The sequence below is a fragment of the Streptomyces sp. NPDC015139 genome (assembly GCF_043079785.1).
Lineage (GTDB): Bacteria > Actinomycetota > Actinomycetes > Streptomycetales > Streptomycetaceae > Streptomyces > Streptomyces albidocamelliae.
The window spans coordinates 377,547-390,782 of the sequence record NZ_JBIBUW010000008.1; the positions used below are offsets into that span (position 1 = coordinate 377,547).

The 13,236-nt window shown below is 70.9% G+C and carries 14 protein-coding genes; 6 read left to right on the forward strand and 8 right to left on the reverse strand.

Annotated elements, in window-relative coordinates:
- The first annotated feature begins 29 nt into the window (after window positions 1-29).
- Window positions 30-965, forward strand: coding sequence for a hydroxymethylbilane synthase (hemC, locus tag ACF08B_RS23860; RefSeq protein ID WP_392319232.1), 936 nt, complete (start codon window positions 30-32; stop codon window positions 963-965).
- A 40-nt stretch (window positions 966-1,005) separates the two neighbouring features.
- On the opposite strand, the gene ACF08B_RS23865 is transcribed toward hemC, so the two are convergent.
- The 4 genes from ACF08B_RS23865 to ACF08B_RS23880 form a co-directional block, all read right to left on the reverse strand.
- A complete protein-coding gene (locus ACF08B_RS23865) occupies window positions 1,006-1,530 on the reverse strand; it encodes a hypothetical protein (RefSeq protein WP_392319233.1) in 525 nt (174 codons plus the stop codon).
- Between the two features lie 190 nt (window positions 1,531-1,720).
- On the reverse strand, window positions 1,721-2,578 hold the full coding sequence (locus tag ACF08B_RS23870; protein ID WP_392319234.1) for an ABC transporter permease: 858 nt from the start codon (window positions 2,576-2,578) through the stop codon (window positions 1,721-1,723).
- Window positions 2,538-3,458 carry an ABC transporter ATP-binding protein gene (locus ACF08B_RS23875; RefSeq protein ID WP_392319235.1) on the reverse strand — a complete coding sequence of 307 codons (921 nt, stop codon included), beginning with the start codon at window positions 3,456-3,458 and terminating at the stop codon, window positions 2,538-2,540. The genes ACF08B_RS23870 and ACF08B_RS23875 overlap by 41 nt, the downstream gene beginning before the upstream one ends.
- Window positions 3,455-3,910: a MarR family winged helix-turn-helix transcriptional regulator gene (locus ACF08B_RS23880; RefSeq protein WP_392319236.1), complete on the reverse strand. Its 456-nt coding sequence runs from the start codon at window positions 3,908-3,910 to the stop codon at window positions 3,455-3,457. Before ACF08B_RS23880 ends, ACF08B_RS23875 begins: the two co-directional genes overlap by 4 nt.
- A gap of 243 nt (window positions 3,911-4,153) precedes the next feature.
- On the opposite strand from ACF08B_RS23880, the gene ACF08B_RS23885 reads away from it, so the two are divergent.
- On the forward strand, window positions 4,154-4,948 hold the full coding sequence (locus ACF08B_RS23885) for an RNA polymerase sigma factor SigF (RefSeq protein WP_392319237.1): 795 nt from the start codon (window positions 4,154-4,156) through the stop codon (window positions 4,946-4,948).
- A 22-nt stretch (window positions 4,949-4,970) separates the two neighbouring features.
- Here the strand turns inward: ACF08B_RS23885 and ACF08B_RS23890 are convergent, their stop codons facing one another.
- Window positions 4,971-5,282 carry an ANTAR domain-containing protein gene (locus ACF08B_RS23890; protein WP_392319238.1) on the reverse strand — a complete coding sequence of 104 codons (312 nt, stop codon included), beginning with the start codon at window positions 5,280-5,282 and terminating at the stop codon, window positions 4,971-4,973.
- A 157-nt stretch (window positions 5,283-5,439) separates the two neighbouring features.
- On the opposite strand from ACF08B_RS23890, the gene ACF08B_RS23895 reads away from it, so the two are divergent.
- The gene (locus ACF08B_RS23895) at window positions 5,440-6,261 is read left to right on the forward strand and encodes a VOC family protein (RefSeq protein WP_392319239.1); all 822 of its coding nucleotides are present in this window, start codon (window positions 5,440-5,442) and stop codon (window positions 6,259-6,261) included.
- A 9-nt stretch (window positions 6,262-6,270) separates the two neighbouring features.
- Here the strand turns inward: ACF08B_RS23895 and ACF08B_RS23900 are convergent, their stop codons facing one another.
- From ACF08B_RS23900 to ACF08B_RS23910, 3 genes are all read right to left on the reverse strand, one after another.
- A complete protein-coding gene (locus ACF08B_RS23900) occupies window positions 6,271-6,897 on the reverse strand; it encodes a hypothetical protein (protein WP_392319240.1) in 627 nt (208 codons plus the stop codon).
- A 215-nt stretch (window positions 6,898-7,112) separates the two neighbouring features.
- Window positions 7,113-9,257, reverse strand: a complete 2,145-nt coding sequence (gene glgX / locus ACF08B_RS23905) for a glycogen debranching protein GlgX (protein ID WP_392319241.1) — start codon at window positions 9,255-9,257, stop codon at window positions 7,113-7,115.
- Window positions 9,254-9,766: a pep a2 gene (locus tag ACF08B_RS23910; RefSeq protein WP_392319242.1), complete on the reverse strand. Its 513-nt coding sequence runs from the start codon at window positions 9,764-9,766 to the stop codon at window positions 9,254-9,256. The genes glgX and ACF08B_RS23910 overlap by 4 nt, the downstream gene beginning before the upstream one ends.
- 303 nt (window positions 9,767-10,069) lie before the next feature.
- Here ACF08B_RS23910 and ACF08B_RS23915 point away from each other — a divergent pair, with 303 nt between their 5' ends.
- The 3 genes from ACF08B_RS23915 to ACF08B_RS23925 all read left to right on the forward strand — a co-directional run.
- Window positions 10,070-10,369, forward strand: a complete 300-nt coding sequence (locus ACF08B_RS23915; RefSeq protein WP_392319243.1) for a DUF5133 domain-containing protein — start codon at window positions 10,070-10,072, stop codon at window positions 10,367-10,369.
- A gap of 108 nt (window positions 10,370-10,477) precedes the next feature.
- A complete protein-coding gene (locus ACF08B_RS23920) occupies window positions 10,478-12,469 on the forward strand; it encodes an alpha-1,4-glucan--maltose-1-phosphate maltosyltransferase (protein WP_392319244.1) in 1,992 nt (663 codons plus the stop codon).
- Window positions 12,466-13,236: alpha-amylase family glycosyl hydrolase (locus ACF08B_RS23925; protein ID WP_392319245.1), on the forward strand; the 771-nt coding region annotated here is incomplete at its 3' end. The genes ACF08B_RS23920 and ACF08B_RS23925, both read left to right, overlap by 4 nt.

Sequence of the window (13,236 nt, forward strand, 5' to 3'; positions counted from 1 at the left end):
GTTCGGCCCCAGGGTCTATGGTGTCCCCCATGTCTGTGCCGGAACTCATCCGTATCGTCTCCCGCGACTCGCCCATGGCGCTGGCTCAGGTCGAGCGCGTACGCGCCGAGTTGGCCGTACTGCACCCGGGTGTGCGGACCGAGGTCGTCCCCGTGAAGACCACCGGTGACAAGTGGATGGGCGACCTGTCCCAGGTCGAGGGCAAGGGCGCGTTCACCAAGGAGGTGGACGCCGCCCTGCTCGCCGGGGAGGCCGACCTCGCGGTGCACTGCGTCAAGGACGTCCCCGCCGACCGGCCGCTGCCCGCGGGCACGGTGTTCGCCGCGTTCCTGAAGCGGGACGACGTCCGGGACGCGCTGGTGCACCCGGGCGGGCTCGGTCTGGACGAGCTGCCGGCCGGCACCCGGATCGGCACCTCCTCGGTGCGCCGGATCGCGCAGCTGGCCGCCACGCACCCGCGCCTGGAGTGCGTGCCGTTCCGTGGGAACGCCAACCGCCGGCTGGAGAAACTGGCCGCCGGCGAGGCGGACGCGCTGCTGCTGGCGGTGTCCGGCCTGGAGCGGATCGGCCGCACGGACGTGATCAGCGAGGTGCTGTCGACCGAGACGATGATGCCGCCGATCGGCGCGGGGATCCTCGCCCTGCAGTGCCGGGAGGACGACAGGGCGCTGATCGACGCGGTCAGCGGGCTCGGCGACCCGGCCACCCACCGGGAGGCCACGGCCGAGCGGATGTTCCTGCATGTGCTGCAGGGCCACTGCAACAGCCCGATCGCCGGTTACGCGCGCGTGGACCGCAGCGGTGAACTCTCGCTGCGGGCCTGTGTGTTCACGCCGGACGGCAAGACCCGGCTGAACGCCCACGAGTGGGCGGGCCGGCTGGATCCGGCCACGCTCGGCACCTCGGTGGCGGTGGCGCTGCTGCGGCAGGGCGCCCGGGAGATCATCGACGGCATCGCGCACTGACCCGCGCTCAGCCTCGGGCCGTACGGCACCGCCGCTCGTGTCAGGCGGTGCCGGGCTCGGTCTGGTCCTTGAGGAAGGCGCTCACCTGGTGGGCGAGGCCCGCCTGCGCGGTGCCCGTGCAAGCGGCCGCCGTGGCCGACTCCGAGACACCGATGCCGCCCGCCCACAGCCGGCGGTCGGCCCACTCCTCGTCGACCCGCAGCTGCACCTGCACGTCCACGTGGCTGAGGGCGCCCTCGGGGGCGGCGGCGTAGATCACGGCGGTGGCCCGGCGCAGCGGATAGACGTCGAAGCCCTCGATGAACTGCGAGCTGCGCCAGTCGATGAAGGCGCCCTCGCCGTCGGGGCCGACCCGCACGTCGATCTGGCCGTCCTCCAGGTGGATGCCGTAGTGCCGGTCTCCGCGGTTCTCGATGGTCACCCGGACACTGAAGTACGTCAGCCCGACGGCGGCGTCGTCGCGTCCGCGCGGGGGCTCGGCGGCCTCCAGACGGTGGACGCGGACGCGCAGACCGGCATGCTCGTCGTACTCCTGCCAGTCCCCGACCACGTTCGGCTCGTACACAGTGCCCCTCTCGCCTTTCGAGAGCTGCTGTTTATCTGTGTGCTCAGCGCACTGTCAAATGAGCGGAATGCGCTGTGGCCAGGGAATTCACCCGCTTTGATCGGTGATCAAGCGCTGCGCAGGAACAATCCCCTCCCGGCGCTGTCCGGTGGGCGGGGCGGGCGTGCCGCACATCACGTCGCCGGCAAGATCAGCGGGCCAGCCGGCCGAGCAGCGAGGAGGCCGCGGTGATGCCGAGCGCGGCGGCCAGCGCGAGCACGCCGTAGTCGACCGCGAGATGCGCGGGCGTGCCCAGCAGCAGGCCGCGCAGGGCGTCGACTTGATAGCTCAGCGGATTGGCCCTGCTGACGGCCTGGAGCCAGCCCGGCATCACCGAAACGGGGTAGAGGGCGTTGGAGCCGAAGAACAGCGGCATGGTGATCGCCTGTCCGAAACCCATGAGCCGGTCACGGCTGAGGACGATGCCCGCGATGGTCATGGACAGGCAGGAGAAGAACACGGCGGCGAGGACCACCGCGAGCGCGACGCCGAGCAGCTTCAGCGGGTTCCAGGTGAGGGCGATGCCGAGGAGGGCCGCGATCAGGATGACGACGACCGCCTGCACCAGGGACTTCACCCCGGCCGCGAACGCCTTGCCGGTGATCAGGGCCGAGCGCGGGGTCGGGGTGACGAGGAGTTTGTTCAGGATGCCCGCGTCCCGTTCCCAGATGATCTGGATGCCGTAGAAGATCGCGATGAACATGGCGGACTGGGCGATGATGCCGGGCGCCAGGTAGTCGACGTACGGGATGCCGCCCGTGGGTATCGCCCGGATCCGGGTGAAGGTCTGACCGAAGATCAGCAGCCAGAGGGCGGGCTGGACCGCGCGGGTGTACAGCTCGGTGCGATCGTGGCGCAGCTTCTGCAGTTCGACCGCGCACAGGGCGCCCACGCGGGCGGGCAGCAGCAGCCGGCCGGCGCGGGGTACGGGCGGGCTGAGCAGCAGCGCGGTGTCCACGAGCGTGCCGTCAGCCGACGCGACGGGCGGTGCGGCGGGTGCTTCGGACATCGCGGAAACCTCCTGCGGAGTGGTCGTCGAGGCCGCTGCCGGCGACCTCGCGGAAGACGTCCTCCAGCGTGGGCAGGACGTCGGTGCCGTGGCGTTCGGCGAGACCGTGGCGCAGCTCGGCGGGCGTGCCGAGGGCGCGGATGCGGCCGCGGTGCATCAGGCCGACCCGGTCGCAGTACTGGTCGGCCTCGTCCATGTAGTGGGTGGTGACCAGGACGGTCATGCCGGTGGCCGCGCGGACGGCGTTGATGTGCTCCCAGACGCCGGTGCGGGCGATCGGGTCGAGGCCGATGGTGGGCTCGTCGAGGATGAGCAGCCGGGGTGCGCTGACCAGGGCCTGGGCGAGTTCGAGACGGCGGACCATTCCGCCCGAGTAGGTGCCGGCGAGCCGGTCGGCGGCGTCCGCGAGGCCGACGGCGGCGAGGGCCTGGGCGACCCGCGCGGCGCGCTCGCGGCGGCGCACGTCGAAGACCCGGGCGAAGAGGGCGACGTTCTCCCGGCCGGTGAGGCCGCTGTCGGCGGAGAGCTGCTGCGGGACGTAGCCGAGCAGGCGCCGGACGGCCATGCGTTCCCTCGCGGCGTCGTGACCGAAGACGCGGACCGTGCCGGCGGGGACGGGCAGGAGCGTCGTGAGGCAGCGGATGGCGGTGGTCTTGCCCGCGCCGTTGGGGCCGAGCAGCCCGAACACCTCCCCCTTCCGGACGCCGAGATCCAGCCCGTCGACGGCACGGGTCTCCCCGAAGGCATGGGTGAGCCCCACACACGCGACGGCCACCGCTTCCGGCCCGCCCACACCGCCCACCGCGCGCGGGGCCGCGAGCGAGGCCGAGTCCGGGGCTTCGTCCCGGGGGAAGGGGTTGTGCCGTGGATTTCCCATCATGATTCCTCGGCCTCCTCGTGCAGGGTGGCGGCCAGCTTGCGCAGGGCCGGGAGGGCCGCGCGCAGGGCCTCGCGGTCGACGTCGTCCAGCCGGGAGACGTGGCGGTCCACCAGCTCGGCCCGGCGGCGCCGCCAGTCCCCGAGCCGTTTCTCGCCGGCGCCGGTCAGCAGCAGGCGGGCGACGCGGCGGTCGGCGGGATCGGCCTCCCGGACCAGGTATCCGTCCCGGACGAGCTGGTTGACGAGGGTCGACACCGAATTGCCCGCCAGGTGCAGCCGCCGGGCCGCCGCCGAGATGCCGATGCCGGGCCGCGCCTCGACCAGCCGCAGCAGTTCCACCTCGGCACCGCGCAGCCGGGGGACGGTGAGCCCGCCCCGCAGACGGCGCCGGATCAGCCGCTGGATGCGTACCAGCGCGTCGGCCAGTTCCTCGGTGAACGCGTCGTTCGCCACACCTCGGAAATTACCTCTGCGACAGAGGTAATACCCCCAAGTCCGCCTCCGGAATTCGTAAAGTCCTTTATGTACTCAATTGTTTAGGGATGTCCGCGAGGGGGAAAACAAACGTAAGTGCTTCGGACAGGAGGCACGTCCGTGGGAGCCGGCGCAGCCGGATCGCCCCGGTGTCACAACCTGGTCCGAGCGCACCTCCCGCGGTGTCTGTCCATTCAGCACCTGCTGAGAGAGGTGCGCACGATGCCTGTCACCGGCAGCAGCACCAAGCCCCACCCCCACGACGACGCCCCCGACACGGTGGAATCCTTCGAGCGGCTCGCGAGGCTGCCCGACGGTCCCGAGCGCAGGACGCTCCGCGACGAGCTGATCGAACTGTGGCTCCCCATGGCCGAGCGGATCGCCGTGCGGTTCCGCGGCCGCGGCGAGGCCCTGGAGGACCTGTACCAGGTGGCCGCCCTCGGACTCGTGAAAGCCGTCGACCACTTCGATCCGGAACGCGGCCGGGCGTTCGAGGCGTACGCCGTGCCGACGATCACCGGTGAGATCAAACGCCACTTCCGCGACCACATGTGGACCCTGCACGTGCCGCGCCGGGTGCAGGACCTGCGCAACCGGGTCCGCAGCGCCGCGAAGGAGCTGGCGCAGACCACGTCCGGCCGGGCTCCCACGATCGCCGAGATCGCCGCGTACACCCGGCTCACCGAGGACGAGGTGCGCACCGGCATGGAGGCCCTGGAGTGCTTCTCCGCGCTGTCGCTGGACGCCGAGGTGGCCGGTACGGACGGCTACGCCCTCGGCGACTCCCTCGGCGCGTCCGACCCCGGCTTCGACCTGGTGGTCGACCGGGCCGCCGTCCGGCCCTGCCTGGACGCCCTGCCCGAGCGCGAGCGCCTCATCCTCTACCTGCGGTTCTTCCGCGGCATGACCCAGAGCCGGATCGCCGACCAGCTCGGCATCTCGCAGATGCACGTCTCCCGGCTGCTCAGCAGCTGCTTCGACCGTCTGCGCGAGGAACTGCTCGCGGAGGCCCGCTGAGCACCGCCCCGGCGCCGGCCCCTCACGCGTCCGCGCCGGGCACCTGCGTGGGGCCGTAGCGGTCCAGGGCGTCCTCCAGTTCGGCCCGCACCTCGGGCGGTATGTCACCCCGGCGCCCCCAGACGAGGATCAGTTCGGCGACGTTCCGCAGTTTGATGTTGGTGTGCTGGGAGACGTCCTTGAGTACCTCCCAGCCCTGGTCCGGGGTCACCCGGCCGAAGGCCACCATCATCCCTATCGCCTGGTCGACCACCGCGTGCGAGGCCACGGCCTCCTTCAACTGGTCGACCTCCGCCTGAAGCTCGGCGATGCGGTCCGCTTCGCTCTCTCCCATGCCTCCATGGTGCGCGAACGGCCCAGCAGTGGGCCACCCCGGGGTACTGACCCCCCGCCACCCGGGGTACTCGACAGGCAGCCCTCCCCCCTGCGGCCGGACACTGGTGCAAGACCGGTGGCCGCCCGGCCCCGCCCCGAGAGCAGGACGCACTGCCATGAACCAAGACCCCCCTGTCAGCGGCGGACGGAGCGACGGCGCGCCGAGGCGCCGGGATGTCGTCTCCACCCACTCGGTCTTCGGTGCGCCGTGCTGGGTGAGTCTCACCAGCCGGGACCTGGAGGCGACGCAGGACTTCTACACGGCCGTCCTCGGCTGGCGCTGGCGCGGCGCGAAACTCGGCGAGCACTTCCGTATCGCCCTCGCGAACGGGGTGCCGGTGGCCGGGATCGCCGCCGTCGCCGCGATGTGGCAGATGGCGGTGGCCTGGACGCCGTACTTCGCCGTGCCGGACGCCGACGTGGCCGTGGCCCGGGCCCGCGAGCGGGGTGGCACGGCGGCCGTGGGACCGCTGTCCTTCCCGCCCGGCCGTGCCGCGCTCCTCGCGGACCGCGACGGGGCGACCTTCGGCATCTGGCAGGGCGAGCTGGTCTACAACTGGGAGGCGTGGCGGCGGGCCACGCCGGCCTTCATCCGGCTGCACACCCGCGACGCCTTCGATTCCGCGATCTTCTACGGCGAGATCCTCGACTGGGCGTCCGGGGTGTCGGGGTGCGAGGTCGAGTACGCGGGCGGCGAGGTGCTGCTGCGCTACCAGGGGGACGTGGTCGCGCGCATCGACTCCGGCGCCGTGGAAGCCGCCCCGGACCCCTCCGTGCGCCCGCACTGGCAGATCCACTTCGCCGTGTCCGACGTGGCGGCCTGCGCCCGTGCGGCGGAGAAGCACGGCGGCAGCGTCCTGAGCGAGGACGAGCAGGAGGCGGTGCTGCGCGACGCGGACGGCGCGCAGTTCACGGTGACGTCCCGCAGCCACCGGTGACCGGATCGCTCACGCCGGCCGGGTGGTGAACCTCCTGTGGACGGGCGCCGCGAAGAGGTAGGGGTTGGGGAAGCCGTCGGTGTCGTAGGGCGTGCCGGGTTCCGCTCCCAGGAAACGCCAGAAGTCGAAGACCGCCTCGGCGTCCAGGCGCCCCCACCGGTCGCCGTCGCGGACCGGCCGGTTCCGCGGATCGTCGGACGACGCGTCGAAGTCCTCGTACGTCGGGTCCTCGACGTCGACGCTCGTCAGGTAGCCCCTGGCGTGGTCGGGGTCGAGGCCGAGGGCGGGGAACTGGGCGACCAGCAGGTCCGGCCGGCCCCGTACCGACGCGTCGGGGAAGAACTGCTGACCGGGCTGCGCCCACTGGAGGAACCGGTCGACGGTGGTGCCGTGGTGGAACAGTTCGTAGCCCCAGTAGTCGCCGTCGTACAGGAAGGTCAGCAGGCCGGGGCAGTCGTGGACGCGCGAGACATGGAACTGCGCGCGGCGCCGCAGGTCCCATTCCCAGCCGCGCGTCCAGCTCAGCGCGGTCCAGGGGCCGCTCGTCCGGTGCAGTGTGTAGGCGTCCTCGTCCGCGGCGGCGTCCACCAGCCGGTGGTCCTGCGCCCGCCAGAAGCCGGCCAGTGCGTCGAACACCTGCTCATGGGTGACCCCGTGGAAAAGACTGCACCGCAGGAAACCGCCCACGCGCTCCCCCCTGCCGCGACGGCCGCCGACTTCGGCGGGCTCCATTCGCCGGCAGCGGCCGGCGCCGGACATCATCACCCGGCGCCGGGCCACCCTCCACCGAATTTCCCCCGCTCGCTCCGTCGCCGCGCGCGGCGTCCGGCTCCGGTGGTCGCGGCGCGTGCCTAGCCGGCCGCTCTCGACGGCCTGGACAGCAGGATCAGGCTGCGCGACTCCACGGGGAGCCTCGTGGCCGCCTTGCGTTCGCGTTCGTCGGGGACGCCGTCGGGATCCGCGGTGTCGATGAGGGTGGTCCAGCGCTCGCCGAAGGAGTCGTCGGGCAGCCGGAAGTCGACCGGCTCCCAGTAGCCGTTGACGAGCAGCAGGAAGCTGTCGTCGGTCATGCGGCGCCCGTACGGGTCGCGTTCGGCGATGGCGTCGCCGTTGAGGAACACGCCGACCGAGTGCGCGTCGCCGCGCTGCCAGTCCCGGTCGGTCATCTCGCGGGCGTCCGGCCGCAGCCACATGAGATCGGGCAGCGGCTGTTCGGCGTTGGTCGCGGTCTCGCCGCGGAAGAAGCGGCGGCGGCGCAGCACCGGATGCGCGGCGCGCAGGCCGATGAGGTGCCGGGTGAACTCCACCAGGGAGCCCTGCTCCGCCGTCAGCTCCCAGTCGACCCAAGAGATCTCGTTGTCCTGGCAGTAGGCGTTGTTGTTGCCGCGCTGGGTGCGGCCGAGTTCGTCGCCGTGGCAGAGCATCGGGATGCCCTGCGAGAGCAGCAGCGTGGCCAGCAGGTTGCGCTGCTGGCGGGCACGGAGTTCGAGGACGGCGGGATCGCCGGTGTCGCCCTCCGCGCCGCAGTTCCAGGACCGGTTGTGGCTCTCGCCGTCCCGGTTGTCCTCGCCGTTGTCCTCGTTGTGCTTGTCGTTGTACGACACCAGGTCGCGCAGCGTGAAACCGTCGTGCGCGGTGACGAAGTTGACGCTCGCGCGGGGCCGGCGCCGGCTGTGCTGGTAGATGTCGGAGGAGCCGGTCAGCCGGGAGGCGAACTCACCGAGGGAACCGGGCTCCGCGCGCCAGAAGTCCCGCACCGCGTCCCGGTACTTGCCGTTCCACTCCGACCACAGCGGCGGGAAATTGCCCACCTGGTAGCCGCCCTCGCCCACGTCCCAGGGTTCGGCGATCAGCTTGACGCGGCTGATCACCGGGTCCTGCTGGATCAGGTCGAAGAACGCCGAGAGCCGGTCCACCTCGTGGAACTGCCGGGCGAGCGTGGCCGCGAGGTCGAAGCGGAAGCCGTCGACGTGCATCTCGGTCACCCAGTACCGCAGCGAGTCCATGATCAGCTGCAGTACGTAGGGGTGCCGCATCAGCAGACTGTTGCCGGTGCCGGTGGTGTCGTAGTAGTGCGCCCAGTCGCCGTCGACCAGGCGGTAGTAGGAGGCGTTGTCGATGCCCCGGAAGGACAGCGTGGGGCCCATCTCGTTGCCCTCGGCGGTGTGGTTGTAGACCACGTCGAGGATGACTTCGAGGCCGGCCGCGTGCAGCGCCTTCACCATCGCCTTGAACTCGTTGACCTGCTGGCCGAGGCTGCCGAAGGCGGCGTAGGCGTTGTGCGGGGCGAAGAAGCCGATGGTGTTGTAGCCCCAGTAGTTGGACAGCTGCCGGTCCTGGAGGACGCCGTCCTGCACGAACTGGTGGACCGGCATCAGCTCCACCGCGGTCACGCCGAGCGAGGTGAGGTGCTCGACGACCGAGGGGTGGGCGAGTCCGGCGTAGGTGCCGCGCAGCCGTTCGGGCACGTCCGGATGGGTGCGGGTCATGCCGCGCACGTGCGCCTCGTAGATGACCGATTCCGCGTACGGCGTCCGCGGCGGGCGGTCGTCGCCCCAGTCGAAGAACGGGTCGGTGACCACGCCGAGCATGGAGTGGCCCGCGCTGTCGGCCGGGGCGGGACCGTCCGGGGCGCGCTCGTACAGGGAGGTGTGGTTGTCGATCTGGCCGTCCACGGCACGGGCGTACGGGTCGAGCAGCAGCTTGGCCGGGTTGCAGCGGTTGCCGAGGGCGGGCTGCCAGGGACCGTGCACCCGGAAGCCGTAGCGCTGACCGGGGCCGATGCCGGGCAGGTAGGCGTGCCAGACGAAGCCGTCGACCTCGTGCAGCCGTACGGGGGTCTCCTTGCCGTTCTCGGCGACCAGGATCAGCTCGACGCGCTCGGCGACCTCGCTGAAGAGGGCGAAGTTGGTGCCCTGTCCGTCGAACGAGGCGCCCAACGGGTAGGGGTGCCCGCTCCACACGGGCACCCCTGCACGCTTCTTGCGGGCGGTCACCGGCTGCCCTCCAGGACGCCGTCACCGGCGGGCGCGGGCGCGGCCAGCACCGCCGTCCGCGGGGCGCGCGGCACGCGGAGGCCCGTGCGCAGAGCGGGGTCGGGCGCGAGGGGCACCAGCGGGACGCGTTCGCCGGAACGGGCGCGCTGCGAGAACCAGATGATCTTGCTGCCGGTGTCGGAGGCACAGCACCCCCAGCCGTCGCTCATCGCGGCGATGTCCGCCAGGCAGGACCGCAGGTCCTGGTCCGGGCGCAGATCGGGGTCGTCGTCACCGAAGGCGGTGATCAGGTGCTGGCCGTTCCACCACATCTCGATCGAGGTGTGCTTGTCGGTCGCGTGCTCGTCGATCGCCCTCAGCAGCAGTTCCGCGCCGAGGCAGACCGGGGCCACGAGGTTCTCGAGGTCCCAGTAGCGGAGGTGGGCGGCCAGGATGCGGCTGACCTGTACCACTCGTTCCGGACTGACTTCCACATCGAGGTGGTAGTAGCAGGGCACTGCGGTCTTCATCGTCGCTTGCTCCTCACCGGCGAAGCTCTCGCTCCCCTTGCCCCGTCCGGGAGGGATCCCGGACACATAGCGTGAGCGGTTATCGCTTCTGAGTCACCTTCACGATGGGGGCACTACGCCATTCGTGCAACACGAGCACCCGACACCCGGAATGGTTGAAGCTCCAACAAGACGCTGCGTCATCGTGCGTGCACCATAAGTGAAAGCCTCGATCGCCGTAACGGTGCCGCGCCTTCCCGTGCGCGGACACCACCCGACCGTCGGGAACGCGCCCAGTCGAGAGCGTGGAGGGTGAAGAGGGCGATGCTGCTACCCGCCAAGGCCGAAGTGGCCCGGCAGTTGCGGCGTTACCGGGCGTGGGAGCGCGTGATGCTCGCCTCGCCCCACGACCGCACGGTCCGGGCCACCTTCGAGGACTCGGGTTACACGCTGTGCGTTCTGATGGGCAAACGGTGCGCCCGCGAGGCCGCGGACGCGGCCGAGCGCTATCTGCGCACCAGCCTGGTCACCTACCTGCGCGAGCAGGACGGACGGCCGCAGCCGCGCCGGACGGCCAGAAGAGCGCAGCCACCGGAGCGGCGTTCCACGGCGCCAAGCCCCTGACCTGGCACCGTACAAGGCGTTCCCCCACGGGACCGATCCGATTCGGCCCGTCTCGGATCGCGAAGCCGGGCCGCGTGCCCGGCTTCGCGCACGGCGGAGGTGAGATACATGCGCAGGACCCCGGCCATCGGCCGTGTACCGGTACGCGACGTCCGGCCGGCCGTGGAGTGCGGCAGGCGCCCGGCGAAGGCGGTGACCGGTGAGACCTTCGAGGTCACGGCCACCGTGTTCCGTGAAGGGCACGACGCCGTGGGTGCCAATGTGGTCCTGCGCGATCCCAAGGGCCGCCGAGGCCCCTGGACTCCGATGCGGGAGCTGTCCCCGGGCAGCGACCGCTGGGGCGCCGAGATCACCGCGGACGCCACCGGCCGCTGGACCTACCGGGTGGAGGCGTGGAGCCATCCGCTGGCCACCTGGCGGCACACCGCGTCCATCAAGGTGCCGGCCGGCATCGACACCGGTCTGGTGCTGGAGGAGGGCGCCGAGCTGCACGAGCGTGCGGCGGCGGGCGTCCCCAAGGGCCCTGAGCGGAACCTGGTGTTGGCCGCCGCGCACGCCCTCGGCGACGACTCGCTGTCGGTGCACGACCGGCTGAAGGCCGCCCTGGCCCCGGAGGTGGAGGAACTCCTCGCCCGGTATCCCCTGCGCGACCTGGTGACGGCCTCCGACGCGATGCCGTTGCTGGTGGAGCGGGAGCGGGCGCTGTTCGGTTCCTGGTACGAGTTCTTCCCGCGTTCGGAGGGCACGGCGGAGCGGCCGCACGGCACGTTCCGCACCGCGGCCCGCCGGCTGAGGGCGATCGCGGACATGGGCTTCGACGTCGTCTACCTGCCGCCGGTCCATCCGATCGGCACGACGTTCCGCAAGGGCCGCAACAACACGCTGAACGCCGGCCCGGACGACGTGGGCGTGCCCTGGGCCATCGGTTCCCCCGAGGGCGGGCACGACGCCGTCCACCCGGACCTCGGCACGATCGAGGACTTCGACTTCTTCGTCGGTGAGGCGCGGAAGCTGAACCTGGAGATCGCGCTGGACTTCGCCCTGCAGTGCTCCCCCGACCACCCCTGGGTGCACAAGTATCCGGAGTGGTTCCACCACCGTCCCGACGGCACCATCGCCTACGCCGAGAACCCGCCGAAGAAGTACCAGGACATCTACCCGATCGCCTTCGACGCGGACCTGGACGGCCTGGTTGAGGAAACGGTTCGCGTGCTGCGGCACTGGATGGACCACGGGGTGCGGATCTTCCGGGTGGACAACCCGCACACCAAACCGGTCGTGTTCTGGGAACGGGTCATCGGGGAGATCAACCGCAAGGACCCGGACGTGATCTTCCTGGCCGAGGCGTTCACCCGGCCGGCGATGATGCACACCCTCGCGCAGGTCGGGTTCCAGCAGTCGTACACCTACTTCACCTGGCGCAACGACAAGCAGGAACTGACGGAGTACCTGACGGAACTGTCGGGCGAGGCGGCGGCCTACATGCGGCCGAACCTCTTTCCCAGCACCCCGGACATCCTGCACGCCCACCTCCAGCACGGCGGCCGGCCCGCCTTCGAGGCCCGCGCCGTCCTCGCCGCCACCCTCTCCCCCACCTGGGGCGTCTACAGCGGCTACGAACTGTGCGAGAACACCCCGCTGCGCGAGGGCGGCGAGGAGTACCTGGACTCGGAGAAGTACCAGCTCAAGCCCCGCGACTGGGAGGCCGCCGCACGGGAGGGCCGGACCATCGCCCCGCTCATCACCCGGCTCAACGACATCCGGCGGCGGCACCCCGCGCTACAGCGCCTGCGCAACCTCCGCTTCCATCGGACCGACAACGACGCCGTGCTCGCCTACAGCAAGAGCACGGGCACGGACACGGTCATCGTGGTCGTCAATCTCGACCCGCATCACACCCAGGAGGCCACGGTCTCGTTGGACATGCCGCAACTCGGCCTGGACTGGCACGACGCCCTGTCGGTGCACGACGAACTGACGGGCGGGACGTACCACTGGGGCAGGACCAACTACGTGCGTCTGACGCCCGGCAGCGCGCCGGCGCACGTGCTCCACGTCGGGCGATCGACGCCCCAGAACGGAGGGCCCGCAGCCTCATGACCGTCAACGAACCGGTACTGGACACGTTCGAGGACACTCCGGCGAAGTACCGGGACCCGGATTGGTTCAAGCGAGCCGTCTTCTACGAGGTCCTCGTGCGGTCCTTCCAGGACAGCAACGGCGACGGTGTCGGCGACCTGAAGGGCCTGACCGCCAAACTCGACTACCTGCAATGGCTCGGCGTGGACTGCCTGTGGCTGCCGCCGTTCTTCAAGTCGCCGCTGCGCGACGGAGGGTACGACGTCTCCGACTACACCGCGGTGCTCCCCGAGTTCGGGGACCTCGCCGACTTCGTGGAGTTCGTGGACGCCGCCCACCAGCGCGGCATGCGCGTCATCATCGACTTCGTCATGAACCACACGAGTGACGAGCACCCGTGGTTCCAGGAGTCCCGCAAGAACCCCGACGGGCCGTACGGCGACTACTACATGTGGGCCGACGACGACAAGCAGTACCAGGACGCCCGGATCATCTTCGTCGACACCGAGGCGTCCAACTGGACCTTCGATCCGGTCCGCGGCCAGTACTACTTCCACCGCTTCTTCTCGCACCAGCCCGACCTGAACTACGAGAACCCGGCCGTGCAGGAGGAGATCCTGGCGGCGCTGAAGTTCTGGCTGGACCTGGGCATCGACGGGTTCCGCCTCGACGCGGTCCCCTACCTCTACGCGGAGGAGGGCACCAACTGCGAGAACCTGCCCGCCACCCACGAGTTCCTGAGGCGGGTGCGCAAGGAGATCGACGCGCAGTACCCCGACACCGTGCTG